Origin of the sequence: Streptomyces sp. NPDC086549 (assembly GCF_044746205.1) — a bacterium.
In the GTDB taxonomy this organism is placed as follows: domain Bacteria; phylum Actinomycetota; class Actinomycetes; order Streptomycetales; family Streptomycetaceae; genus Streptomyces.
Window position 1 is genome coordinate 193,509 of the sequence record NZ_JBIVBS010000010.1, and the last position, 22,685, is coordinate 216,193.

22 protein-coding genes and 2 pseudogenes are annotated in these 22,685 nt (G+C 71.7%); 16 read left to right on the top strand and 8 right to left on the bottom strand.

The features are described from left to right. The first annotated feature begins 20 nt into the window (after positions 1–20). The 3 genes from ACIPSA_RS29035 (at position 21) to ACIPSA_RS29045 (ending at position 3,862) form a co-directional block, all read left to right on the top strand. Positions 21–1,430 (top strand): aldehyde dehydrogenase family protein, encoded by a 1,410-nt coding sequence (locus tag ACIPSA_RS29035; RefSeq protein ID WP_402639588.1) that lies wholly within the window; start codon positions 21–23, stop codon positions 1,428–1,430. A gap of 118 nt (positions 1,431–1,548) precedes the next feature. Continuing rightward, positions 1,549–2,913, top strand: a complete 1,365-nt coding sequence (locus ACIPSA_RS29040) for an RICIN domain-containing protein (protein WP_402639590.1) — start codon at positions 1,549–1,551, stop codon at positions 2,911–2,913. A gap of 40 nt (positions 2,914–2,953) precedes the next feature. Then, positions 2,954–3,862 carry an aldo/keto reductase gene (locus tag ACIPSA_RS29045; RefSeq protein WP_402639592.1) on the top strand — a complete coding sequence of 303 codons (909 nt, stop codon included), beginning with the start codon at positions 2,954–2,956 and terminating at the stop codon, positions 3,860–3,862. Positions 3,863–3,872: 10 nt separating this feature from the next. Here ACIPSA_RS29045 and ACIPSA_RS29050 read toward each other — a convergent pair whose 3' ends face one another. Beyond that, a complete protein-coding gene (locus ACIPSA_RS29050; protein WP_402639594.1) occupies positions 3,873–4,331 on the bottom strand; it encodes a pyridoxamine 5'-phosphate oxidase family protein in 459 nt (152 codons plus the stop codon). A gap of 243 nt (positions 4,332–4,574) precedes the next feature. On the opposite strand from ACIPSA_RS29050, the gene ACIPSA_RS29055 reads away from it, so the two are divergent. The 4 genes from ACIPSA_RS29055 to ACIPSA_RS29070 all read left to right on the top strand — a co-directional run bounded on the left by ACIPSA_RS29055 (position 4,575) and on the right by ACIPSA_RS29070 (position 7,544). After that, the gene (locus ACIPSA_RS29055; protein ID WP_402639595.1) at positions 4,575–4,946 is read left to right on the top strand and encodes a BlaI/MecI/CopY family transcriptional regulator; all 372 of its coding nucleotides are present in this window, start codon (positions 4,575–4,577) and stop codon (positions 4,944–4,946) included. Continuing rightward, a complete protein-coding gene (locus ACIPSA_RS29060) occupies positions 4,943–5,872 on the top strand; it encodes a M56 family metallopeptidase (RefSeq protein WP_402639597.1) in 930 nt (309 codons plus the stop codon). Before ACIPSA_RS29055 ends, ACIPSA_RS29060 begins: the two co-directional genes overlap by 4 nt. Before the next feature lie 127 nt (positions 5,873–5,999). After that, on the top strand, positions 6,000–6,395 hold the full coding sequence (locus ACIPSA_RS29065; RefSeq protein ID WP_402639599.1) for a VOC family protein: 396 nt from the start codon (positions 6,000–6,002) through the stop codon (positions 6,393–6,395). A gap of 78 nt (positions 6,396–6,473) precedes the next feature. Beyond that, entirely contained in the window at positions 6,474–7,544 is a 1,071-nt protein-coding gene (locus ACIPSA_RS29070; protein ID WP_402639600.1) for an adenosine deaminase, read from the top strand. Here ACIPSA_RS29070 and ACIPSA_RS29075 read toward each other — a convergent pair. Beyond that, positions 7,526–8,041, bottom strand: a complete 516-nt coding sequence (locus ACIPSA_RS29075; RefSeq protein WP_402639602.1) for a DUF664 domain-containing protein — start codon at positions 8,039–8,041, stop codon at positions 7,526–7,528. The genes ACIPSA_RS29070 and ACIPSA_RS29075 overlap by 19 nt on opposite strands. A gap of 45 nt (positions 8,042–8,086) precedes the next feature. Then, complete coding sequence (locus tag ACIPSA_RS29080) at positions 8,087–9,001, bottom strand: LysR family transcriptional regulator (RefSeq protein WP_402639604.1); 915 nt, start codon at positions 8,999–9,001, stop codon at positions 8,087–8,089. 111 nt (positions 9,002–9,112) lie between these two features. Here ACIPSA_RS29080 and mgrA point away from each other — a divergent pair, with 111 nt between their 5' ends. After that, the gene (gene mgrA, locus ACIPSA_RS29085; RefSeq protein WP_402639607.1) at positions 9,113–10,105 is read left to right on the top strand and encodes an L-glyceraldehyde 3-phosphate reductase; all 993 of its coding nucleotides are present in this window, start codon (positions 9,113–9,115) and stop codon (positions 10,103–10,105) included. A gap of 43 nt (positions 10,106–10,148) precedes the next feature. On the opposite strand, the gene ACIPSA_RS29090 is transcribed toward mgrA, so the two are convergent. Next, a complete protein-coding gene (locus tag ACIPSA_RS29090; RefSeq protein WP_402639609.1) occupies positions 10,149–11,132 on the bottom strand; it encodes an oxidoreductase in 984 nt (327 codons plus the stop codon). A 100-nt stretch (positions 11,133–11,232) separates the two neighbouring features. On the opposite strand from ACIPSA_RS29090, the gene ACIPSA_RS29095 reads away from it, so the two are divergent. After that, positions 11,233–12,150 carry an AraC family transcriptional regulator gene (locus tag ACIPSA_RS29095; protein WP_402639610.1) on the top strand — a complete coding sequence of 306 codons (918 nt, stop codon included), beginning with the start codon at positions 11,233–11,235 and terminating at the stop codon, positions 12,148–12,150. On the opposite strand, the pseudogene ACIPSA_RS29100 reads toward ACIPSA_RS29095, so the two are convergent. Together ACIPSA_RS29100 and ACIPSA_RS29105 are read right to left on the bottom strand one after the other, a co-directional pair. Further along, a pseudogene (locus ACIPSA_RS29100) lies at positions 12,140–12,426 on the bottom strand (DUF1905 domain-containing protein). The gene ACIPSA_RS29095 and the pseudogene ACIPSA_RS29100 sit on opposite strands and share 11 nt — an antisense overlap. Positions 12,427–12,512: 86 nt before the next feature. Next, positions 12,513–12,896, bottom strand: coding sequence for a nuclear transport factor 2 family protein (locus tag ACIPSA_RS29105; protein ID WP_402639612.1), 384 nt, complete (start codon positions 12,894–12,896; stop codon positions 12,513–12,515). Between the two features lie 312 nt (positions 12,897–13,208). On the opposite strand from ACIPSA_RS29105, the gene ACIPSA_RS29110 reads away from it, so the two are divergent. From ACIPSA_RS29110 to ACIPSA_RS29125, 4 genes are all read left to right on the top strand, one after another. Next, positions 13,209–13,619 (top strand): hypothetical protein, encoded by a 411-nt coding sequence (locus tag ACIPSA_RS29110; protein WP_402639614.1) that lies wholly within the window; start codon positions 13,209–13,211, stop codon positions 13,617–13,619. Between the two features lie 80 nt (positions 13,620–13,699). Beyond that, entirely contained in the window at positions 13,700–16,039 is a 2,340-nt protein-coding gene (locus ACIPSA_RS29115; protein ID WP_402639616.1) for an FHA domain-containing protein, read from the top strand. Between the two features lie 8 nt (positions 16,040–16,047). Further along, positions 16,048–16,596 (top strand): hypothetical protein, encoded by a 549-nt coding sequence (locus ACIPSA_RS29120; RefSeq protein ID WP_402639618.1) that lies wholly within the window; start codon positions 16,048–16,050, stop codon positions 16,594–16,596. Beyond that, entirely contained in the window at positions 16,596–17,588 is a 993-nt protein-coding gene (locus tag ACIPSA_RS29125; protein ID WP_402639620.1) for a serine/threonine-protein kinase, read from the top strand. The genes ACIPSA_RS29120 and ACIPSA_RS29125 overlap by 1 nt, the downstream gene beginning before the upstream one ends. An 82-nt stretch (positions 17,589–17,670) precedes the next feature. Here ACIPSA_RS29125 and ACIPSA_RS29130 read toward each other — a convergent pair whose 3' ends face one another. Then, positions 17,671–18,945 (bottom strand): streptophobe family protein, encoded by a 1,275-nt coding sequence (locus ACIPSA_RS29130; protein ID WP_402639622.1) that lies wholly within the window; start codon positions 18,943–18,945, stop codon positions 17,671–17,673. Positions 18,946–19,112: 167 nt separating this feature from the next. On the opposite strand from ACIPSA_RS29130, the pseudogene ACIPSA_RS29135 reads away from it, so the two are divergent. After that, positions 19,113–20,309 (top strand): annotated as a pseudogene (locus ACIPSA_RS29135) (DUF6777 domain-containing protein); the annotation flags it as partial. Between the two features lie 383 nt (positions 20,310–20,692). After that, positions 20,693–21,145 carry an ATP-binding protein gene (locus ACIPSA_RS29140; protein WP_402639624.1) on the top strand — a complete coding sequence of 151 codons (453 nt, stop codon included), beginning with the start codon at positions 20,693–20,695 and terminating at the stop codon, positions 21,143–21,145. A 40-nt stretch (positions 21,146–21,185) separates the two neighbouring features. Here the strand turns inward: ACIPSA_RS29140 and ACIPSA_RS29145 are convergent, their stop codons facing one another. Beyond that, positions 21,186–22,073, bottom strand: a complete 888-nt coding sequence (locus ACIPSA_RS29145; protein WP_402639626.1) for an RNA polymerase sigma factor SigF — start codon at positions 22,071–22,073, stop codon at positions 21,186–21,188. Positions 22,074–22,292: 219 nt separating this feature from the next. Here ACIPSA_RS29145 and ACIPSA_RS29150 point away from each other — a divergent pair, with 219 nt between their 5' ends. Further along, complete coding sequence (locus ACIPSA_RS29150) at positions 22,293–22,685, top strand: helix-turn-helix domain-containing protein (protein ID WP_402639628.1); 393 nt, start codon at positions 22,293–22,295, stop codon at positions 22,683–22,685.

Below are 22,685 nucleotides of genomic sequence, written 5' to 3' on the forward strand. Positions count from 1 at the left end.
CTTTGAATTTATTTTCGTGTATGAAAGGTTGGCGTTTACATCTGACTCTTCGAGGCCGTACTCTCGGCACTCTGGGCCCCAGGGCTCATGCACACCAGCGAGGCACCGTGAACCACTCCGCCCCCGAGCAGCCCGCCGACGTCGTGGCCCGGCTGCGCGCCACCTTCCGCACCGGCCGCACCAAGCCCGTCGAGTGGCGCACGGGTCAGCTGCGCCGCCTGCGCGAGATGCTCACCGAGAACGGCCCCGAACTGGCCGCCGCGCTCCACGCGGACCTGGGCAAGAGCTCCACCGAGGCCTATCACACCGAGATCGACTTCACCGTCCGGGAGATCGACCACACCCTGGACCACCTCGTGGAGTGGCTGCGTCCCGAGTCCGCGCCCGTCCCGGCGCACCTCGGCGGCGACGCGACGGCCTGGACGCAGTACGACCCCCTCGGCGTCGTCCTCGTGATCGCCCCGTGGAACTACCCGGCCCAGCTCCTGCTCGCCCCGATGGTCGGCGCGCTGGCCGCCGGAAACGCGGTCGTCGCGAAGCCGAGCGAGCTGGCCCCGGCCACCTCGGCCGCGCTGGCCCGGATCGTTCCGGCGTACCTCGACACCGAGGCGGTCGCCGTCGTCGAGGGCGGTGTCCCGGAGACCACGGCCCTGCTCGCCGAGCGCTTCGACCACATCTTCTACACCGGCAACGGCACGGTCGGGCGCGTCGTCATGCGCGCCGCCGCCGAGCACCTCACTCCGGTCACCCTCGAACTGGGCGGCAAGTCCCCGGTGTTCGTCGACCGCGGCACCGACATCGAGGTGGTCGCGGACCGGTTGGCGCGCGGCAAGTTCCTCAACGCCGGGCAGACCTGTGTGGCCCCCGACTATGTGCTGACCGATCCGGAGACCGCCGCCGCCCTGGGGTCCGCGCTCGTCCGGGCCGTGGAGGGTCTGTACGGCGCGGACCCGGCCGCCTGCGCCGAGTACGGCCGGATCGTCAACGAACGCCATTTCGACCGGCTCGGCGCCCTGCTCGGCTCGGGTCGCGTGCTGGTCGGCGGCGGCAGCGACCGTACGAACAAGTACATCGCGCCGACCGTGCTGGCCGACGTCGACCCCAAGTCGCCCGTGATGCAGGAGGAGATCTTCGGTCCGATCCTGCCGATCGTCACCGTGGACGGCCTCGACGAGGCGATCGGGTTCATCAACGACCGCGACAAGCCCCTCGCGCTGTACGTCTTCACGGAGTCCGCCGGCACCCGGGCGCGGATCGCCGCCGAGACCTCTTCCGGCGGCCTCGGCTACGGCCTGCCGCTCGCCCATCTCACCGTCTCCGACCTGCCGTTCGGCGGTGTCGGGGAGAGCGGGACGGGAAGCTATCACGGCCGCTACTCGATCGAGACGTTCAGCCACCGCAAGGCGGTGCTGGAGAAGCCGCTGAGCTGACCTCCGCGGAGCCTTCGGGCCCGGCCGCCGGTGCGGCCGGGCCCAAAAGCCACTCGTGGGGCCCGTTTTCACGGCATGGTGTCATGCACCTGATTGCCTCCCAGAGAAAGGCACCCGCATGCGCACCCCCCACGCCCTGCTCGCCACGGCCACGGCGCTCGTCGCCGCGGTCGTGGCACCCCCCTCCCACGCCGCCACCGCGGTCCCGGCCGCCGGCGCCTATTACGTCCAGAGCGCCGTGACCGGCCTCGACGCGGCGGACAACGGCGGAGCGGTGGAACAGCACAGACCCAAGGGCAACGAGGACCACCAGCAATGGACCCTGAGGGCGAGCGGATCGTCGTACGTCCTGGAGAGCACCGACACGTCCGGCAGCTGCCTCGGCCGCTCCGGCGACCAGGCCCGGACCGTGGCCTGCGCGAGCGCCGACGCCGCCTGGGAGATCGCACCGGCCGGTGACGACCGGTACACGCTCAAGGCCCCGGGCACCGACCGCTACCTGACCGTGGCGGCCCAGCCCTCCGGCGCCAACTACCCCGCCCAACTGGCCGTCGGTGCCTCGGGCAGCCTCGCCGCCTGGTACCTCACCCCGGTCAGCCCGGCCACCGGTCCCATGCCGTCGCAGGACCGGCGCACGCTCGACCAGGTCACGTTCCTCACCGCGCACAACGCCTACGCCAACGGCGTCGACGGCGGCTTCGCCCCGCCCTTCGTGAACCTGTTCCCCAACCAGGCCCGCGGGATCAACCAGCAACTCGCCGACGGAGTCCGCGGCTTCATGCTGGACATACATCAGACCCCGGACGGCGCGATCCTGTGCCACAACAGCTGCACGCTGGTCAGCAAGCCGGTCGCGCTGTGGGTGGACCTGCAGCGGATGGTCGACTTCCTCAAGGCCCACCCCGACCAGTTCGTCACCGTCTTCCTGGAGGACTATGTCGATCCGGGTGTCCTGCGCTCCGAACTCGCCCGCGTCAGCGGTCTGTCGGACGTGCTCTACCGCCCCGACCGGACGGGTGTGCGCCAGAACGGCTGGCCCAGGCTCGCCGACCTGGTCGCCGCGAACCAACGGCTGCTGATCTTCACCGACCACAGCCGCTCCGCCGACGAGTCCGCGGGGCTGACCCGGGACAGCTTCGGCGTGATGTACCAGCGGGAGTGGACCGTCGAGAACTACTGGTCCATGGGATCGGGCGCGGGCTCCTCCGACTGGTCCTGCTACAGCCGCTGGTACGACGCGGGCACCAACATCCCCCTGACCCGCACCGAGACCGGTTTCCGGCCCCTGTTCGTCATGAACCACTTCCGTGACGCCGCCATCGCCGGCACCGCGCAGACGGACAACACCAAACTCGCCGACCGCGCCCGGCGCTTCTGCCAGCCGGCGGCCCGCAAGAAGCCCAACTTCCTCGCCGTGGACCGCTATGACCTCGGCAACCCGGCGTCGGCCGTCTCCGACCTGAACACGTACACCTATCCGTAACCCGCTCGCGTCCGCGTCAGGGGCGTGCGAGACTCCGCCGATGACCTCCGAAACGATCACCGCGGAGATCGCGGGGACCTGGAACCTCGGTGACCTGCCCGTCAACCGCGTCGGCTTCGGCGCGATGCGGCTGACGGGCAGCGCGGCCTTCCACCTGGGCACGCCGAGCGACCGCGAACGGTCGATCGCCGTGCTGCGCAAGGCCGCCCAGCTCGGCGTGAACCACATCGACACGGCCGCCTTCTACTTCTCGTCCCTGCGCTCCGCCAACGAACTCATCAACAGCGCGCTGGCCCCGTACTCCGACGACCTGGTGATCGTCACCAAGGTCGGCCCGTACCGCGACTGTCAAGGGGAGTGGAGCACCCCGGCCCGGCCCGACCAGCTGCGCGGCCAGGTCGAGGAGAACCTGCGCCAGCTGGGCCGCGACCACCTCGACGTCGTCAACCTCCGCCGGACGGCCGGCCAGGACTCCATCACCGAGCACTTCGGCGCCCTCGCCGAACTGCGGGAGGCGGGCCTGATCCGGCACCTCGGCATCTCCGCCGTCGGGCCCGCCCATCTCGCCGAGGCCCTGGCGATCGCCCCGGTGGTGTGTGTCCAGAACCGGTACGCGATCGACAGGCCCGACCCCGTCGACGACGAGATGCTGCGCCTCTGCGGTGAACGCGGCATCGCGTTCGTGCCGTTCTTCGCGGTCGCCGGAGCCGGCGGACCGCGCGGTGCCACGGAGGACCACGACGACGCGGTGCTCGCCGTCGCCCGGGAGCACGGTGCGAGCCCCGCTCAGGTCCGCCTCGCCTGGACGCTGCACCAAGGCCCGCACGTGCTCGCCATTCCCGGCACCGGCAACCCCGACCACCTCGTCGAGAACGTCGCCGCGGGCGCGCTGCGGTTCACCGAGGACGAACTGGCACGGTTGAACGGGGGCCGTACGGAGCCGGGCTGACCGACGGGGCTCAGACGACCCACGCCCCGTCCCGCATCAGATGCCGCCCCCGCAGTTCGTGCACCTCGCGCCAGGCCTGCACCGCTTCGGGCCGCACCCGGAAGTAGGCGTACGACGGGCTGTCCTCGCGTGGATCCCATCCCGTCTTCGTCCGGAACGCGTCGGCGGCCGCGGCCGGTACGTCCCGCGCGGTGAACATCTCCACGTCCCCGTCGACGAGCACGACGTCCCGTGTGTCCCCGAAGGCCAGCCGGGTACGGGCGCCGTCGCGCAGATTGCGGCCGGTCGGGTTGGAGACCCGGGTGGACAGCCAGACGAACTCCCCGTCCCAGGTGAACCACAGTGCGACGAGGCACGGCGATCCGTCCGTGGCGGCCGTGGCCACCCAGACGTCCGACTCCCGCTCCAGGCGGGCCAGTACGTCGCGCTTGCGCTGCTCGGGGCCGCGTGGCGGCTCGGTGATCTTCATGTCCCGGACGCTACCGACCGGGTGCGCCGGGCGCTTCCGGCCCATGACCTAGGTCTCCCGTCCTGGTCCCGCCCCGACGCGGTCGTGGCCCGAGCGTGTCGAGCCCTGCGGTCGCTGTCCGGCGCCCCTTTTCATAATGGGCGCACGGGCACGGTCGTACGACGGCCACCCGGCTGACTACAATCGCGTAGACGGTTCACCGGACCGTGGACCGTGGACGAGGACGGGGTGAGGAACTTTCCCATGGCGGACTCGAAGGATGAACGCCGGCCGTCCGGCGAGCTCGAAGCGAGCGTCATGGCCGCCCTCTGGGCCGCCGGTGCCGCCCAGACGCCCGGCCAGGTGCAGCTGAGCCTCGGCACGGGCCTGGCGCGCACCACGGTGACGACGATCCTGTCCCGCCTGCACGAAAAGGGTGTCGTCGACCGGCGGCGGCAGGGCCGCGGCTACGCCTACTTCCCGGTCCAGGACGCCCAGGGCCTCACCGCCCGCCGCATGCACACCGAACTCGACCGGGACAGCGACCGCGAGACGGCGCTCGCCCGTTTCGTCGCCCAGCTCAGCGCCGACGACGAGCGCGTCCTGCGCGACCTGCTCGAACCCGGTGAGCGATGACGGCGCTGCTGCTCCTGCCCCTGCTGCTGCCGTTCGCGATGCCGGTACTGGCCCGGCGGGCGCTGGGTCGGCTGGCGCCCGCCGCCGCGCTGTGGGTGATCACCGTCTCGGCCGTGGTGTTCGCGGGCTGCTCCCTGGCCGCGCTCGGCGCGTTCGTCCTCATCGGGCTGCTCAGGCTGCCGTTGTTCGCCGCGCTCGGTGAGCTCGTCCATCCGCTGAGCGCCGCCTCCGACGCCTTCGTCCTCCCGGCGGCGGCGACCTCCGTGGGAGCCCTGGCCGTGTGTGCCTGGACCCTCGTCCGCTCGATGCTGCGCCAGACCCGTGCCTTCCGCGCGGCCCGCTCGGAGGCCGGGAGCGGACCGGCGGCGGGTGATCTGTGTGTCGTCGACTCGCCGCGTCCCGACGCCTACGCGCTGCCCGGGCGCCCGCACCGCATCGTCGTCACCACCGCGATGCTGCGCAGCCTGGACCCCGCCGAGCGGGAGGCGCTGTTCGCGCACGAGCGGGCACACAACGAGGGCGGCCACCACTACTTCCTCGTGGCCGCGGAATTCGCCGCCCACTGCCATCCCGCGCTGCGACCGGTCCGCGAGACCATCCGGCTCGCCGCCGAGCGCGCCGCCGACGAGACCGCCGCCACCGCCGTGGGCGACCGGCGCCTGACCGCCCGCGCCATCGCCCGCGCGGCACTCGCGGGCCGGGCCGCCCGCTCCGGGCGCCCCGACTTCGCCCCGGCGGCCACCACCGGCCCCGTCCCGCAGCGCGTCCAGGCCCTCCTGTCCGCCCCGCCCGCCCCGCGCCGCACCGCTTCCTGGATCGCCGTCCTGCTGGTCGCCTGCGCCACCGTCTCCTGTGCCGCCTCGGCGACCGGGATGATCGACTTCCATCACCGGGTGGAGGTCGCCCAGGGCGAGGCGAGCCCCTGAGCGGAGCCTCCGCCCGGCGGCTGTCCGGAGGCGGAAGCACCTGTCCGACGAGCCGTTCGGAGCGACTGGCGTCAGCGAAGTTTTACGTATAACCTCACCCGCTAACCACCTCCACCGGAAGGCTCAGATGAGACGCGTCGCCCTGGTCACCCTCGTCGTCGACGACTACGACGAGGCGATCCGCTTCTACACCGAGGCCCTCGGATTCCGGCTCGTCGAGGACACGCCGCGCCCCGACGGCTCCCGCTGGATCGTCGTCGAACCGGGCACGGAGGCGGCCGGTACCGGACTGCTGCTCGCCCGCGCCAAGGACGAGGGCCAGCGGGCCCGGGTCGGTGACCAGACCGGCGGGCGCGTCGGGTTCTTCCTGCACACCGACGACTTCGCCCGCGACCACGCCCGGATGACCGCCGCCGGCGTGACCTTCCTGGAGGAGCCGCGCCACGAGCCGTACGGCAGCGTCGCCGTCTTCCAGGACCTGTACGGCAACCGCTGGGACCTGCTCCAGCCCGCCGCCGGCTGAGCTTCGTTCCGCCGCACGTTCCTCCCGCCGCACGCTCCCACCACCGCTTCGAACCGCCCGCTCAAGGAAAGACCCGCCATGACTGCTACGCGCGTAGATGCCGAAGTGATCCGCCACCTGCCCAAGGCCGTCCTGCACGACCACCTCGACGGCGGCCTGCGCCCCGCCACCGTCGTCGAACTCGCGGCCGCGGTCGGCCACACCCTGCCCACCACCGACCCCGACGAGCTCGCCGCCTGGTACTTCGAGGCCGCGAACTCCGGCGACCTGGTCCGCTACATCGCCACCTTCGAGCACACCCTCGCCGTCATGCAGAACCGTGAGGGCCTGCTGCGCGTCGCCGAGGAGTACGTCCTGGACCTCGCCGCCGACGGCGTCGTCTACGCCGAGGTGCGCTACGCCCCCGAGCTGAACACCAAGGGCGGGCTGTCGCTGAGCGAGGTCGTGGAGACCGTCCAGGAGGGCCTGGCCGCCGGTATGGCCAAGGCGGCCGCCGCCGGCACCCCCGTCCGGGTCGGCACCCTGCTCTGCGGCATGCGCATGTTCGACCGCGTCCGCGAGGCCGCCGACCTGGCCGTCGCCTACCGTGACGCCGGTGTCGTCGGCTTCGACATCGCCGGCGCCGAGGACGGTTTCCCGGCCGTCAACTACCTGGACGCCTTCGAGCACCTGCGCCGCGAGAGCGTGCCGTTCACGATCCACGCCGGTGAGGCGTTCGGCCTGCCCAGCATCCACCAGGCGATCCAGGTGTGCGGCGCCCAGCGCATCGGGCACGGCGTGCGCATCACCGAGGACATCGTCGACGGCAAGCTGGGCCGCCTCGCCGGGTGGGTGCGCGATCGCCGCATCGCCCTGGAGATGTGCCCGACCTCCAACCTCCAGACGGGCTGCGCCACCTCGATCGCCGAGCACCCGATCACGGCCCTGAAGGACCTGGGCTTCCGGGTCACCCTCAACACCGACAACCGTCTGGTCTCCGGCACGACGATGACCCGGGAGATGTCCCTGCTGGTCGACGAGGCGGGCTGGACGGTGGAGGACCTGCGCACGGTCACGGTGAACGCCCTCAAGAGCGCCTTCATCCCGTTCGACGAGCGCAACGCCCTCATCCAGGACGTGGTCCTGCCGGGCTACGCGGCCGCGCTCTGAAGCAGCCCCCGCAGGTAGGCGGCCTGTCCGATGTGCTGAAGGTCGTCGGACAGGACGCTGACCAGCCGTACGCCCAGGGTGACCGGCGGATCCCAGCGGTCGTCCACGACGCGTTCCAGATCCTTGGCGGGCAGCTCGCGCAGCACTCCCAGGGTCTGCTCGTGCACGGCGTCGTAGTACCCGGTCAGCAGGCCGGCGGACTCGACCCGCACCTTGGCGACCTTCGCGGCGCTGTGCCCGTACCCCGTGTCATGGCGTGGCAGGTCGAGTCCGAAGCGCTTCTCCCAGCCCTGTGACTGCCACACCTGGCCGAGGTCGAAGGCGTCGGCGACATGGTCGTCCTGGACCCGGGTCAGGTGCCAGACCAGCCAGGCGATGGAGTTGGCCCCGGGAGCCGGGCGCGCGTGCAGGTCGTCCGGTCCGAGGCCGTCGAGGGTGGCGTGGACTTCTTCCTGGATGCGGCCGTAGCCGTCGATGAGGATGTCCCTTGCATGCATGCGTCCACCATCGCGCATCGCACGCCGCCGCGTCCTTCGGTCGCGTCAACCGGGGTGGGGCCCGTCCGGGGATGTCGCCAGGCCCTCTGTTCCGAGCAGGGTGATCAGCGCGCGGGCCGCCGGGCTGGTGGCGGTCTCGGGCGGCAGCAGCGCGACCGTCCTGTACTCCGCCTCGCCCGTGCCCTTCAGGGGCAGGGCCATGAGCGAGGGCCGCTTGTGCCGGAAGTGCCGTGGTACGACGGCGACCCCGAGGTTCTCGTCGACCAGGTCCAGGAGGCTGTGCACGTCGTTCACCTCCAGCGCGACCGTACGGCGGACCCCGGCCGCGGCGAAGGCGTCGTCGGTGGTGCGGCGCGGGCCCCAGTCGGGGTGGAAGTCGACGAAGACCTCGCCGCCGAGGTCGGCCGGTGTGAGCGCCGCTCCCGCCGCGGCGAGGCGGTGGTGCGGGTGGCACAGCACGGTCATCGGCTCGCTCGTCAGCGGCTCCGCGCGCAGTTGGTCCGTGTCGTCCTGCGTCCGGTAGACGAAGGCCAGGTCGAGCCGTCCGGCCGCGACCTCCTCGGCCAGCGCGCCCGAGCCCGCCTGCCGCAGCCGGATCTCCACGTCCGGGTGCCGCCGGCGGAAGGCGGCCAGCAGCCGCGCCACATGCACGCCCGCGATGCACTGCTCGGTACCCAGCGCCAGCGTTCCGCGCAGCACGCCCTGCACCGCGGCCACCGCCTCGTGCGCTGCCCTGACCTGTGCCAGGATCCGCTCCGCCTCGGCGAGGAGCGCACGCCCCGCCTCGGTCAGCGTCACCCGGCGGGTGGTGCGCACGAACAGCGGGGCCCTCAGCTCCCGTTCCAGGGCCCGGATCGACGCCGACAAGCCGGACTGGGAGACCATCAGCCGTTCGGCGGCCCGGGTGAAGTGCTGGTCCTCGGCGACCGCGACGAAGTGCTGGAGGTGGCGCAGTTCCATGATTGAGAAGCCTATCCGCTGAATTCCATCGGATTCTTCTGTTGGACCGCTGTACCCGGCTCGGGAAGAGTGGAACCGGTAGATCGTGTGCCAACCCAATCTGGAGTCGCGTTGTACACCGCACACCCCGACCGCTACGCCGACATGCCCTACCGGCGCACCGGACGCAGTGGCCTGAAACTCCCCGCTCTGTCGCTCGGCCTGTGGCACAACTTCGGCCCCGACCGCCCCGTCGAGACCCAGCGCGCCATCCTGCGCCGCGCCTTCGACCTCGGCGTCACCCACTTCGACCTGGCCAACAACTACGGCCCGCCGCCCGGCGCCGCCGAGTCCGCCCTCGGCGAGGCGCTGGCCGCGGACTTCGCGCCGTACCGCGACGAGCTGGTCATCTCCACCAAGGCCGGCTACCTGATGTGGCCCGGCCCGTACGGCGAATGGGGCTCCCGCAAGTACCTGCTGTCCTCGCTCGACCAGAGCCTGAAGCGGATGGGCCTGGAGTACGTCGACATCTTCTACTCGCACCGCCCCGACCCGGAGACTCCCCTGGAGGAGACGATGGGCGCCCTGCACTCCGCGGTCCAGCAGGGCAAGGCGCTCTACGTCGGCGTCTCCAACTACTCGGCGGAGCAGACCCGCGAGGCCGCCCGCATCCTCGGCGAGCTGGGCACCCCGCTCCTCATCCACCAGCCGCGCTACTCGATGCTCGACCGCCGCCCCGAGGACGAGGGCCTGCTGGACGCCCTCGACGAGCTCCAGGCCGGTTCCATCGCCTACTCGCCGCTGGAGCAGGGCCTGCTGACCGCCCGCTACCTGGACGGCATCCCGGAGGACTCGCGGGCGGCGAGCGACAGCCCGTTCCTGAACTCCGACGCAGTCACCGAGGAACTCGTCGGCAGGCTGCGCGCCCTCGACGAAGTCGCCAAGTCCCGCGGCCAGACGCTGGCCCAGCTGGCCCTGGCCTGGGTGCTGCGCGGCGGCCGGGTGACCTCCGCGCTGGTCGGCGCGAGCAGCCCGCGGCAGATCGAGGACAGCGTGGCGGCCACCCGCAACCTGGACTTCGACGCCGAGGAACTGGCGCGGATCGACGCGATCGTCAAGCCGTAGCCGGTCGTCAAGCCGTAGCCGATCGTCAGGCCGTAGGCGGTCGTCAGGCCGTGAGGCGCTTGCTCACCTCCCAGAGGCGGGCCGCCGCCTCCGGGTCGACCGCGTACGGCAGAACGCCGGGCAGCGCCGAGCCGGAGCGCCACTCGGCCTCCTCATCGGCGGTCACCAGTGGGCTGATGTCGACGTTCTCGCAGTAGACCCCGCCCAGCCCGTCGAGCTGCGGGCTGGTCGCGCACCAGACGCCGGTGGCCGCTCCCTGCGGGACGGTCTTGAACTGCCGGGCGGGGTCGCGTACGGGACGGCCCCGGTCGTCGAGGGCACCGGCCGCCCGGAGCGCCTCCTCGGAGAGGTGCTTGGCCAGACCGGTGTCGATGATCATGCCGGGGTGCACGGAGAAGGCCCGCACGCCCTCCGCCCGGCCCCGCCGGTCCAGCTCCACGGCGAACAGCGCGTTGGCCGTCTTCGACTGGCCGTACGCGAGGAACGGCTCGTAGGGCCGGTGCTCGAAGTGGAGGTCGTCGAAGACCACGGGCGAGAAGCGGATGCCCCGCGAGGACACCGGGACCACCCGTGCCCCGCCGGCCGCGACCAGGGCGGGCCACAGCCGGGCGACGAGCCGGAAGTGCCCCAGGTGGTTCGTCGCGAACTGCGACTCGTACCCGCGCGCGTCCCGGGTCAGCGGGGTGGCCATGATCCCCGCGCTGTTGACGAGGATGTGCAGCGGGCGGCCGGAGGCCAGGAACCTCCCGGCGAAGGCGTCGACGGACGCCGGGTCGATCAGGTCCATCGGCTCGACCTCGGCCCCGTCCACCTCCCGTAGCGCGGCCCGCGCCCGGGCCACGTCCCGGGCCGGGACGACGACCTCGGCACCCGCGGCCCGCAGGACGCGGGCCGTCTCCAGACCGATGCCCGAGTAGCCGCCGGTGACGACGGCGACCTTGCCGGTGAGGTCGATGCCCTTGATCACGTCGTCGGCGGTGGACGCGGGGCCGAACCCGGAGGGGAGGGGCTGCTGTGCGGTGGTCATGCGGCTGTCTCCTCGGTGTGAGCCTTCCCCGCCACCGTAGGTCCGTGCATCCGTACGATGAATGCTTGATAGTCCGCATTACTTGCGTGATAGTTCGGACATGTCCGTGGATCCCCTGTCCGACGCCCTCACGGTCGCCGACGCCCGCAGCGTGTTCTCCGGCGGTTTCACAGCCGGCGGGGACTGGGCCCTGCGGCTGCGCGGGCGCGACAAACTGAAGGTGAACGCCGTGGTGCGGGGCCGCTGTCTGCTGGTCCCGGAGACCGGCGGGGACCCCGTGGAGCTGGTGGAGGGGGACCTCGTGGTCTCCGACGGCAGACGGCCGTACGTGCTGTGCAGCGCCCCCGACGTCGAGCCCCTGGAGACGCGGGAGGTCGCCGTGGACCCCGGTACCGGGATGGCCCGGATCGGCGAGGGCGAGGACGTCGTCTGCGTCTCCGGGCACATCGACCTGAGCCGGGACAGTGGAGACCTGCTTCGCCGAGCGCTGCCGGAGCTGGTCCGCGTGCGCGCCGACGCGGCCGAGGCGCCCGTGCTGCGCTGGCTGATCGGGCAGCTGGCGGGTGAGATGGCGGCGGGCCGCGCCGGTGCCCTGTTCGCGACGGACCAGCTGGCCCAGCTGATCTTCGTCCAGGTGCTGCGGATCTGCCTCGCGGAGGCCGACGGGCTGCCGCCCGGCTGGCTGCGCGCCCTCGCCGACGAACGGCTCGCCCCGGCCCTGCGCCTGATGCACGCCGACCCCGCCCACCCCTGGACGCTGGAGGAGCTGGCGCGCGCGGCGGCGATGTCCCGCACCACCTTCGCCGTGCGCTTCAGGGAGGTGGCCGGGGCGCCGCCCCTGACCTACCTGCTGAACTGGCGCATGACCCTGGCCGCCCGTGCCCTCAGACAGGACGCGACCCCCGTCGCCGCGCTCGCACGCTCGGTCGGCTACACCTCCGAGAGTGCCTTCAGCAACGCCTTCAAACGCACGGTCGGGGTCGCGCCGAGGCAGTACCGCGAGGCGGTCAGGAATTGAGCCGCTCCTCCAGCCGCACGGTGACCGTGTCGCCCTCCGCCTTTCCGACGGCCTTGCGTACCTCGGCCTTCACGGCAGCTTGTGCGTGCCGTCGCCCATGGCCATGAACGAACTCCGGAACGGGTGTCCGTCGATCGTTCCGCGGATCTTGACGAGTCCGCGGGTGCCGAAGAATTCGACGGAATTCGGCCACACGACATACGTCCAGCCGCGTTTCTCGGGGCTCTTGAGCAGTACGGCGCTGAATTCCGCGGCGACTTTTCCGGTCGTGGGCATGGTGTCCTCCGCTCGCGGTGGTCTTCTCTTCCCCTGCGGAACTTCAGACCGCCGCGAGCGGGGAAACTCATCGTCGACGTCGTGCGTCACACCCCCGTCGGTACCCGGTCCAGGAAGCCGAGCACCTGCTTGATCCGGCCGTCGTCGTCCAGCGTGACGACGTCGAAACCGGCCACCGGGGCGGAGCCGTCCACCTGGTTCACCAGCTCCCAGGAGAAGCGCGCCGTGTCGTGGTGTCCGTCCACGGCGCCGAGGGGGCGGAAGGCGAAACCGGGGAACTGCTCGTGCGCCGCCGCGATCACGGCCGCGATCCGGTCATGACCGCTGACCTCGGTGAGCGGGTCGGTGTAGCCGCCGTCCGCCGTCCAGGCCGCGGCGACCGCCTTCGCCAGGGCCTCCGGCTCGGTGGCGTTCCAGGCCTCGAAGTAGCGGGTGGCGGCGCTCTCGAAACGGTCGGTGTTCACGGACATGGGGAATCAGCCTCCATCGAGGTCGTTCTTGCTGGTCAGGAACCGGATCTCCGGGTTCGTCCATCCGGTGTGACCACCATGCCCGGGTCCGCCGGACGGGTCGATTACTCCCCGGGTAATGACGGTGGGACGGGGTGGGCGCCGCATTCCGGCCAAAGAGCGCGGTGAATATGCCAAGAGACTGGCCGGAAAGTCATGGTGACACTGTTTCGGGAGTGAAGATACTCGAACGCCAGGGGCACTTCACCGCACAGGAGCCGCACGGAAAGCGAGGCCGGACCGGCATACGAGGAACGCGACGGGGGAGTGATCGTGCACGACGAATTCCTGTGCCATGTCACCGCGTACGGAACGTGCGACGGGCGGCGTATCGGCGTACCGCTCGGCACCTATCGCGCGCCCACGCTGGCGCTGGCGCTGTGGTGGCTGCGGGACCGGGCCTCCTGGATCGCCGAACGGCTGGATCCGGTTCCCGAGAACCCGCACTTTCCCGCCGGCGCGCTCGTACCGGTGGCGGAGACCGTGTCCGACGTGCCCGGCGTGCTGCGCGCCTGGTGTGCCGATGTGGTCCAACAGGAGTTGGTGGCCGACGAGTTGGCGGGAGGGCGGCTGGTGCGGATCGCCATCAGCGACGACACCACCGAGTACGAGCTGCTCGCCGAGTCCATCGACGCCCTGCGTATGCAGCGCACCGTCCCGGCGCTCGTCGTTCCCGTCGCCTGACACGTGCCAAGGGCCCTTCGGGCGTCCGGCATCGGCCCGCGGGCGGGCGCATATTTGGGCAGATCGGTAGAATCATGCCCATGGCGGAGCAGCCGGTCGCCCCGACTGCGCCCGAGCTCGTCCTGGAGACCGACTCGGGTTCCACAGTGATGAACCCGGGGCGCGACTACCACATGGGACGTGACCCGTTGTGCGACATCGTCATCGACGACGCCCGGGTCTCATGGCACCACGCGGTGCTGCGGCCCGAGGACGACCACTGGACGCTCGAGGACGAGCACAGCACCAACGGCACCTTCGCCGACGGCCGCCGCGTCCACGAGTCGGCCGTCGGGCCCGGCAGCGTCATCCGCTTCGGCAGCCCCTCCGACGGACCGCGCGCGGTCCTGGTCGGCCGCCCCGGGCCCAGCCCGGACGGCCCCTCCGCCGTCTCGATGCCCGCCCTGACGGGCACCTTCCGGCAGCCCACCACCGTACGGCCGCTCACCACACGTACTGTCCGCATCGGCCGGGCCCCCGACAACGACCAGGTCGTCGACGACCTGGTCGTCTCCCGCCACCACGCCGAGCTGCGCACCCTCACCGACGGCACGTACGAGATCGTCGACCTCGGCAGCCACAATGGCACGTACCTCAACGGCCAGCCCGTCACCCGCGCCGCCATCCGGCCCGGTGACATCGTAGGCATCGGCCACTCCGCGTTCTGCCTCGTCGGCGACACCCTGCAGGAGTACGTCGACACCGGTGAGGTCTCCCTCGACGTCCAGGACCTCACGGTCACCGTCGACCGCGGACGCAAGGTCCTCCTCGACCACGTCTCCTTCCCGGTGGGCGAGAAGTGCCTGCTCGCGGTCGTCGGACCCAGCGGTGCCGGCAAGTCCACGCTGCTCAACGCCCTCACCGGACAACGGCCCGCCGACCACGGCGCCGTCCTGTACGACGGCCGCGACCTCTACCGCGACTACGCCGAGCTGCGACAGCGCATCGGCCTCGTCCCGCAGGACGACATCCTGCACGCCCAGCTGACCGTGCACGCCGCCCTGAACTACTCCGCCGAGCTGCGCTTCCCGCAGGACACCGCCCCGGAGGAGCGCCGCGCCCGGGTCGACGAGGTGATCCGGGAACTGGGCCTGGAGCAGCGCGCCGGGCAGCCCGTGCACAGTCTCTCGGGCGGCCAGCGCAAACGGGTCAGCGTGGCCCTGGAGCTGCTGACCAAGCCGTCTCTGCTCTTCCTCGACGAGCCGACCTCCGGGCTCGACCCCGGCATGGACCGCTCGGTGATGCACATGCTGCGCGGCCTCGCCGACGACGGCCGTACCGTCATCGTCGTCACGCACAGCGTCCTGAGTCTCGACGTCTGCGACCGGCTCCTGGTGCTCGCGCCGGGCGGCAAGGTGGCGTACTACGGACAGCCCGAGGACGCTCTCGCCTTCTTCGGCTTCGAGCAGTGGCCGGAGGCCTTCGAGGCCTTCGAACGCGACCAGGACCGGGACTGGGCGGGGGAGTACCGGGACTCGCCCTTCCACCGGCACTACATCGCCGAGCAGACCGCGCAGCCCCGCCGGCCCGACACGGGCCCGGTCACCATGGCCCCGCCGCCCCGGCAGCGCAGCTGGGGCGCCCAGCTCAGCACGCTGATCCGCCGCTACACGGCCGCGCTCCTCGCCGACCGGATCTTCGTCGTCACGATGATCGCGCTGCCGTTCGTGATGGGCGTGATGGCCCGGGCGCTGGCGGGCCCGAAACTGACCGTGGAGACCGCGATGAACGCGCTGCTCATCCTGTGCGTCGGCGCCGTGTTCACCGGCGCGGCCAACGCGGTGCGCGAACTCGTCAAGGAACGCGTGATCTACCAGCGCGAGCGGGCCGTCGGACTGTCCAGATCCGCGTACCTGGCCTCCAAGATCGTGGTGCTGGGCACGATCACCGTGCTCCAGGCCGTGGTGCTCACCCTGGTTGCGCTGCTCGGGGTCGATCTCAACGCGCCGGGCGGCAAGGGCGTGGTGATGCCACCGCTGCTCGAAATCACCGTCACGGTCGCCCTGCTGGCCTTCACGTCGATGATGCTCGGCCTGGTGGTCTCGGCGTCGGTGCGCAAGGAGGAGGTGACGATGCCACTGCTGGTGCTGATCTCCATCGTCCAGGTCGTCTTCTGCGGCGCCCTGCTGAAGCTGCACGGGGTGCCCGGTCTGGAGCAGCTGGCCTGGCTGGTGCCCGCGCGATGGGGGCTGGGCGCGATGGCGGGCACCGTCGAGGTGTCCCGGATCGTGCCGACCCGGCTGACCGCCGACCCGATGTTCCGGCACTCGACCGGCGTGTGGCTGACGAACATGACCATGCTGGTGGTGCTGGCGGTGGTCTTCGGCCTCGTGGTCTCCTGGCTGCTGCGCCGGTACGAGCCCGTGGTGATGCGGAAGTAGGCGGCGCGATGACGACCCTCGGCTTCCGCCCCACGCATGTCGTCCCCCCGAACGGGATGCCCGCCTGGGAGGCACCGGACCCCACGCGGCCCACCGTGCCCCTCGACCCGCTGCTGCCGGTGCAGCTCGTGGAGCGACGCGGCGACTGGGGAAACATCCGGTGTGCCAACGGCTGGTCCGCCTGGGTCGACGGCCGCTATCTGGTCGCCGTACCCGATGACCCGCCCGCCACCGGTGAGCCGCCCACCGACGCCACCACCGACCCGCGCCCGCTCCTGGCCCGCGCCCAGGAGAGCCTGGCCGGCTACCGGGCCGCGGTGGAGGCACTGGCCGGCGGTGAACTCGACGGGGAGTCCTTCCGCGGCCGTACGCAGGGGCTGCGGATCGGGGTGGTGGTCGACGGGGAGGCCGTGTGGCTGTACGACCCCGAGGAAGAACGGTGGATGTACGGCGACGGCCGGCGGCTGAGCACCTACGCCACGGACCGCGTGACGCCCGGCGCCGGGACCGCGGGCCATCCCCCGACCCGGATCGTGACCCATGAGAGCGAGCGGTGATGCCGCACGAGACGAGCGTGTTCTCCGGCCGGCCCTCCGAGCTGGTCGGGCGGCAGATCGCGGACTACCGCATCGAGAGCGAGATCGGCCGCGGCGGCATGGCCGTCGTCTACCGGGCCCGCGACCTGCGCCTGGACCGCACGGTCGCGCTCAAACTGCTCGCCCCGGAACTCGCCCGCAACGACACCTTCCGGCAGCGCTTCACCCATGAGTCCCGGGTGGCCGCCGCGATCGACCACCCGAACATCGTGCCGGTCTTCGAGGCGGGCGAGACGGACGGCGTCCTGTACATCGCGATGCGGTTCGTCTCCGGCAGCGACCTGCGCCATCTCCTGGACCAGCAAGGCCCGTTGCCCCTGTCGGACGCGGTGCGGATCGCCGCGCAGGTGGCGTCGGCGCTCGACGCCGCCCATGAGCACGGCCTGGTCCACCGGGACGTCAAGCCGGGCAACATCCTGGTGGGCCGGGGAACCGACAGCGACCACCCCGAGCACGTCTACCTCACCGACTTCGGCCTGACGAAGAAGTCCTTGTCCCTGACCGGCTTCACGACCGTCGGCCAGTTCGTCGGCACGCTGGACTACGTGGCCCCGGAACAGATATCGGGCCGCCCGGTGGACGGCCGCTGCGACGTCTACGGCCTCGCCTGCGTCGTCCACGAGGCCCTGTCCGGTCACCCGCCCTTCCAGCGCGACGACGACATGGCCCTGTTGTGGGCCCACCAGTACGACGAGCCGCCACCGCCGACCGAGGCCCGTCCCGACCTGCCCGCGGCCGTCGACGGCGTCTTTGCCAAGGCCCTGGCCAAGAGTCCCGACGACCGCTACGACTCGTGCCTCGCCTTCGTCGCCGCCCTGCGCGCGACCATCACGGGCGGACCGGAGACCGGCCACCCGCCGGTCGAGGCGGAGCTCCGGGTCCCCACGGGACCGGAGACGGCCCCAGGGCCCCCACCGTGGGCGGAGCCGGTGTTCCGGGGCCGTCGGCCCTGACCGGGCCTCCGCGGGCGTCGGCCCGGCACCGGCCCGTTCAGCCTTGACGGATTCAGCCTTGACGGATTCAGCCTTGACGGATTCAGCCCTGACGGGTCCCCACCTCACCCCGGCGGCGCACCGGCCGCGCCAGCAGTCCGCCCAGGAAACCGGCCACCAGCCCCCACAGTGCCGCCAGGCCGACCGCCGACCACACGTCGGGGCGCAGATACAGCTCCCCGGAAAGACCGCCGCCCAGGTCGCTGATGCCGAGCAGGGAGAGGCCGTAGTGCGCGGAGACGCGGCCGAGCAGGCAGATCATGAGCACCGCGAGGGCGAGGGCGACGGCCATGTGCAGGGCGTGCTGCCAGAGCCTCGCACGGGCCGGTGAACGCGCCGCCATCAGGAACCCGGCGGCCAGGACGAGCACCGCGGCCACCCACACGAGCCACCACACCCTGCCGTCGTGCTCGGCGAGCGTCCGCAGGTTCAGCGTGGAGACGTCCGGGGTGCGCAGCACTTCGTTCAGGACGCGCGGCACGGGCAGTCCGAAGGGGCCGTCCACCCGGCCGTGCCAGGTGGCGCCCAGACCGACTGTGAGGGCGAGCCAGGCCAGGTTCGGCAGGCCGAGCAGGATCACCGCGAACGTCTGTGCGGGGTGCCCGCGGGTGGCCGCCACGACCAGCGCGACGACGGCGGCCAGGGCGACGCACGCGAGCAGCAGCGCGACCACGGCGTACGCCGCCGGACGCACCGACTCCTGGAACCGCAGCAGCCGCCCCGGCAGGGGTGCCCCGCGCGACACCAGGAGCGCCAGCGCGAGTACGCCCGCCAGCCACAGGAGTCCGAACAGCACGGTCGGCGGCACGTCCGTGGTGAACCCGACCGTCGGCGCCGCCTCGAACAGTTCGCCGATCTCGGCCAGGACGCCCCTGCCGAGGTCCACGCTGAAGGTCTGACGGGCTGTCAGGGCCAGGCCGGTCAGCGCGAGCAGCCACAGCACAGCGATCCGGGCGGCCCATCCGGCCAGCTCCCCGGCTCCGGCGACCGCCCGGTGCCGCAGCGGCCGCAGGAATCCCGCGGCGATCACGAGGGCGCCGGTCAGCGTGACGGACAGCGGAATCACCGTGAGCCCCGCTTGCGTCCTGGCGAGCGCTCCGGCGTTCCCCGACAGCTCCACGGAGCCTCCCACGGCCGTCACGACGGCCGCCACCACCACCCGGGGGTACGCGTCGTCCGGCAGGTCCGTCGCACCCGCCGCCCACAGCCCCAGGGCGGCCACCACGAGCATCGCGGCCAGCCCGGCCAGTACCACGGCCACGGCCTGCACCCAGCCGTGGCGGGCGACGGCCCGGCCGGAGGCGGTTCGGTGGATCACGCTGCCACGCTAAGCACCCCCGGAGCGGGACGCCCGCCGGGTGAGCCGTCCGCGTCGGCTTGCGGGCCGTACGGGACTGGAGCACACAATGGGGTAGTTGTGGCAAAGATGGCAATCGGGTGGAAAAAGCCATCGAAAGCCACCACTCGCGTTGGGGAGGAGACCTCGTGAGCGTCGAACCTCCGTCGTCCGGCCGTCCCACGGGACCGCCCTCCGGCCCGCTGTCCCAACCGCCCTCCGGGCCACCGTCGCAGCCACCGACAGGCGGCGGTCGCGGCGCGCCGGAGCCGCACGAGCCGTGGTGGAGATCCGCACCGCGCATCGCTCTGCTCACCACCGCCGTGGTGGTCGCCGTGATCGTCGCCGTCGTCCTCTCCAGCTCGGGCGGCGGCGGTTCGGCGAAGGTGAGCAAGGTCTTCCTGCAGTCCGCGAACGCGGCCGGCCAGGACCCCTTCACCGAGTCGACGGCGAAGAGCGGCTCCGTAGCGCCGATCACGCCCTCCGCGGCCGCGGCCGTGGCTACGGCTCCCCCCAACCAGCTGCACAGCGTGAAGGGCGGGGACCCCGGTCTCTACGCAGGCACTCGGAACAACTCCAGCTGCGATGTCGGTAAACAGATCAGGGATCTGCAGGCGAGCCCGGCCAAGAACAGTGCGTTCGCCTCGGTCGTCGGCATCCGGCCGTCGGCCGTTCCCGCGTATCTGCGCTCGCTCACCCCGGTACAGCTCCGTGTGGACACCCGGGTCACCGATCACGGCTACCGCGGCGGCGCCGCCACCGATTACCAGGCCGTCCTGCAGTCGGGCACGGCCGTCCTGGTGGACGGGCGCGGGGTGCCCCGGGTGCGGTGCGTCTCCGGCAATCCGCTGACCCCTCCGGTCGCGCAGCGGACCACGCCGAAGACGACGGGGGACCACTGGGCGTCGTACCGGCCCTCGAACGTGGTCGTGGTGCGGCCCGCGGCGAAGATCATCGTGGTTTTCGTCGTCTTCGACAGTCACAACGACAAGTGGTTCCACCGTCACCGGGGCGACCAGAGCGGCCAGAGGGACCAGTGGACCAGTCCGCCGAAGCAGCTGGTGAACCCCTGGGCCACGCCGTACGTAATGCCCCCGCCGCCGACCTCGACCGGTCCGACCTCGCCGACGTCGACCGGACCGTCGTCGCCCACGTCGCCGACCTCGACCGGCCCGTCCTCGCCGACTTCCCCCGGCTCGACGTCGCCGTCGTCGGAGTCCCCGTCCTCGGAGTCCCCTTCGTCCGAGTCGCCGTCGTCCGAGTCCCCGTCGTCGGAGTCCCCCTCCGGGGAATCCCCTTCCTCGGAGTCGCCGTCCTCGGAGGCCCCGTCGTCCGAGCCGGAGACCACCTCCGGGCCCACCTCCGAGCCGACGACGGAAGGGCAGACGGTCACGGAGTCATCGGCCCCGGGGTCCCCGGGCGGTTCCGACACGGAACAGCAGCAGCCCGAGGCGACCTCGAACGCCCCCGAGCAGACCGACACGGGGAACGCGCCGGAGCAGAACGACACGGGCAACGCGCCGCCCGAGCAGAACGACACCGGGAACGCCCCGGAGCAGAACGACATGGGCGGGCAGCAGAGCTAGCGAGGCGATCGCGGGCCCGGACCGCTGCCATGATGTCCGATGTGCGCGGTCGGCGAACACCGTCCGGGACTGTGACGCCCCGCGCGGGGTACGAGCACTGGTGCAGCAGAGACCGGCCGGACCGGCTTCCGAGAGAGAAACGCATGACCGAGCACCTGGACGGCGCAGTGATACCCACTGGTTTCGACGTGCCCGTGGAACCGCTCCGGCGGGCGGCGCACTACACCGGCGAACCGGGATGCATCGCCGCGGCACGGACCTTCGCCGCACTCTTCCTCGAACAGCTCAGGAAAGAGTGGTGCGCCACCATCGACGACCGGGCCGACGGCGAACTGCTGCTGGTCGTCAGCGAGTTGGTCACCAACGCGGACCGGCACAGCAATGGCCCGTACATCCTGGAACTGGAGGGCACGGACACCGCGATCACGGTGTGCGTCTACGACAGCAGCGCCGCGCTGCCCCGGCATTTCCCGAAGGACCCCCAGCGGGTCGGACGGCACGGTCTGGAGATCGTGCACGCCCTGGCCTCGGAGGTGACCGCCGAACGCGTACCGGTCGGCAAGCGTGTGCGGGCGCTGGTGAGCCTGGCCCACTGACGCGCCGGCGGGGCCTCGCCCACTGAGCCGAGCCGTGCCGTCAGGCGCAGCCGAGCTCGCCCAGCATGCCCTGGCGCAGCCGCATGATGATGCGCTTGATCAGGCGCGAGACATGCATCTGCGAGCAGCCGAGCCGCTCGCCTATCTCCGCCTGGGTGGCCTCCTCCACGAACCGCAGATGGATGATCTCCCGGTCCCGGTCGCTGAGTTCGGCCATGAGCGGGGCGAGGGACTGGAAGTCCTCGACGAGCCGCAGCCCGTCCTCCTCCACACCGATGAAATCGGCGAGCACGGCCTCGCCGTCCTCGGGACCGTCCCCGGTCAGCGCGGCGTCCAGCGAGGCGGAGTTGTACCCGTTGGAGGCGAGCTGAGCCTCGACCACCTCGTTCTCGGCGATGTTCATCAGCGTGGCCAGCTCCGCGACCGTCGGCTCGCGGTCCAGCCGGCTGGACAGCTCCTCGCGCGCCTTCGCGAGCTCCACGCGCAGCTCCTGGAGCCGCCGCGGTACGTGCACGGCCCAAGTGGTGTCGCGGAAGAACCGCTTGATCTCACCGACGATGTACGGCAGCGCGAACGAGGTGAACTCGACCTCGCGCGACAGTTCGAACCGGTCGATGGCCTTGATCAGCCCGATCATGCCGGTCTGGACGATGTCCTCCATGTCGTCGCCGCGGTTGCGGAACCGTCCGGCCGCGAACCGCACCAGCGAGATGTTCATCTCGATCAGCGTGTTGCGTGCGTACTGGTACGTGTGCGTGCCCTCCTCCAGCTCGGACAGGCGCTGGAAGAACCGGCGGGAAAGCTCCCGCGCGTCATGTGGCGCGACCGTCCTCGGGTCCTCGATTCCCGGCAGCGATCCGTCCCCCGTCCTGCCCTCGACGGTGTTCTCGACGACCACTGCTTCCGACCGGATCCCGGCGGTGTTCATTTCCTCTCCCCACGAAAGTCACGGTTCGGCGTCTGCCTCCAGGGCCTCCGTGTGCCGGCTGCCTGCCCATGTCGCGCGGGGGCCGGGTACCCGGAACCGGGGGTCCCATGCGTGCCTCACCGTGCGGGTACCCGGAGTCACCCGGCGCATGCGTGGCGTGGACCGGCGTGGCAGAAATTGGGTGGCGGCCGTGGTCGGCCACCACCGATGCTCGGTCGTATGGCCGACCTCACACAGCCGCGGACGCAGCCGGACCGAGCCCGCGTGATTCCCCTGCCCCCGGGGACCGCCCGCCCGCAAACACCGGCCCCCGCGCCGAAGGAGCCCCTCTGGCGCGACCTCGTGGGCGACGTCCTGCGCCGTGAGCGCCGGGCACAGGAGCGCACGCTCAAGGATGTGGCCGACGCGGCCCGGATCTCGATGCCGTACCTCTCGGAGATCGAGCGCGGCCGCAAGGAGGCCTCCTCGGAGGTCCTCGCGGCCGCCGCCCACGCCCTCGGACTGGGCCTCGGCGATCTGCTGTCCCGCGCCCAGGGCGAGCTGACCCGGCAGACCGGCCGGAGCCGTGGAACGTCCGCCGCGCCGTACAGGGGACTGTGCCTGGCCGCCTGA

Bases quoted from the DNA above. Each gene is read 5' to 3' on its own strand.
- ACIPSA_RS29035 (WP_402639588.1), top strand. From the start codon at position 21: ATGAAAGGTTGGCGTTTACATCTGACTCTTCGAGGCCGTACTCTCGGC.
- ACIPSA_RS29040 (WP_402639590.1), top strand. From the start codon at position 1,549: ATGCGCACCCCCCACGCCCTGCTCGCCACGGCCACGGCGCTCGTCGCC.
- ACIPSA_RS29045 (WP_402639592.1), top strand. From the start codon at position 2,954: ATGACCTCCGAAACGATCACCGCGGAGATCGCGGGGACCTGGAACCTC.
- ACIPSA_RS29050 (WP_402639594.1), bottom strand. From the start codon at position 4,331: ATGAAGATCACCGAGCCGCCACGCGGCCCCGAGCAGCGCAAGCGCGAC.
- ACIPSA_RS29055 (WP_402639595.1), top strand. From the start codon at position 4,575: ATGGCGGACTCGAAGGATGAACGCCGGCCGTCCGGCGAGCTCGAAGCG.
- ACIPSA_RS29060 (WP_402639597.1), top strand. From the start codon at position 4,943: ATGACGGCGCTGCTGCTCCTGCCCCTGCTGCTGCCGTTCGCGATGCCG.
- ACIPSA_RS29065 (WP_402639599.1), top strand. From the start codon at position 6,000: ATGAGACGCGTCGCCCTGGTCACCCTCGTCGTCGACGACTACGACGAG.
- ACIPSA_RS29070 (WP_402639600.1), top strand. From the start codon at position 6,474: ATGACTGCTACGCGCGTAGATGCCGAAGTGATCCGCCACCTGCCCAAG.
- ACIPSA_RS29075 (WP_402639602.1), bottom strand. From the start codon at position 8,041: ATGCATGCAAGGGACATCCTCATCGACGGCTACGGCCGCATCCAGGAA.
- ACIPSA_RS29080 (WP_402639604.1), bottom strand. From the start codon at position 9,001: ATGGAACTGCGCCACCTCCAGCACTTCGTCGCGGTCGCCGAGGACCAG.
- ACIPSA_RS29090 (WP_402639609.1), bottom strand. From the start codon at position 11,132: ATGACCACCGCACAGCAGCCCCTCCCCTCCGGGTTCGGCCCCGCGTCC.
- ACIPSA_RS29095 (WP_402639610.1), top strand. From the start codon at position 11,233: ATGTCCGTGGATCCCCTGTCCGACGCCCTCACGGTCGCCGACGCCCGC.
- ACIPSA_RS29105 (WP_402639612.1), bottom strand. From the start codon at position 12,896: ATGTCCGTGAACACCGACCGTTTCGAGAGCGCCGCCACCCGCTACTTC.
- ACIPSA_RS29115 (WP_402639616.1), top strand. From the start codon at position 13,700: ATGGCGGAGCAGCCGGTCGCCCCGACTGCGCCCGAGCTCGTCCTGGAG.
- ACIPSA_RS29120 (WP_402639618.1), top strand. From the start codon at position 16,048: ATGACGACCCTCGGCTTCCGCCCCACGCATGTCGTCCCCCCGAACGGG.
- ACIPSA_RS29125 (WP_402639620.1), top strand. From the start codon at position 16,596: ATGCCGCACGAGACGAGCGTGTTCTCCGGCCGGCCCTCCGAGCTGGTC.
- ACIPSA_RS29140 (WP_402639624.1), top strand. From the start codon at position 20,693: ATGACCGAGCACCTGGACGGCGCAGTGATACCCACTGGTTTCGACGTG.
- ACIPSA_RS29145 (WP_402639626.1), bottom strand. From the start codon at position 22,073: ATGAACACCGCCGGGATCCGGTCGGAAGCAGTGGTCGTCGAGAACACC.
- ACIPSA_RS29150 (WP_402639628.1), top strand. From the start codon at position 22,293: ATGGCCGACCTCACACAGCCGCGGACGCAGCCGGACCGAGCCCGCGTG.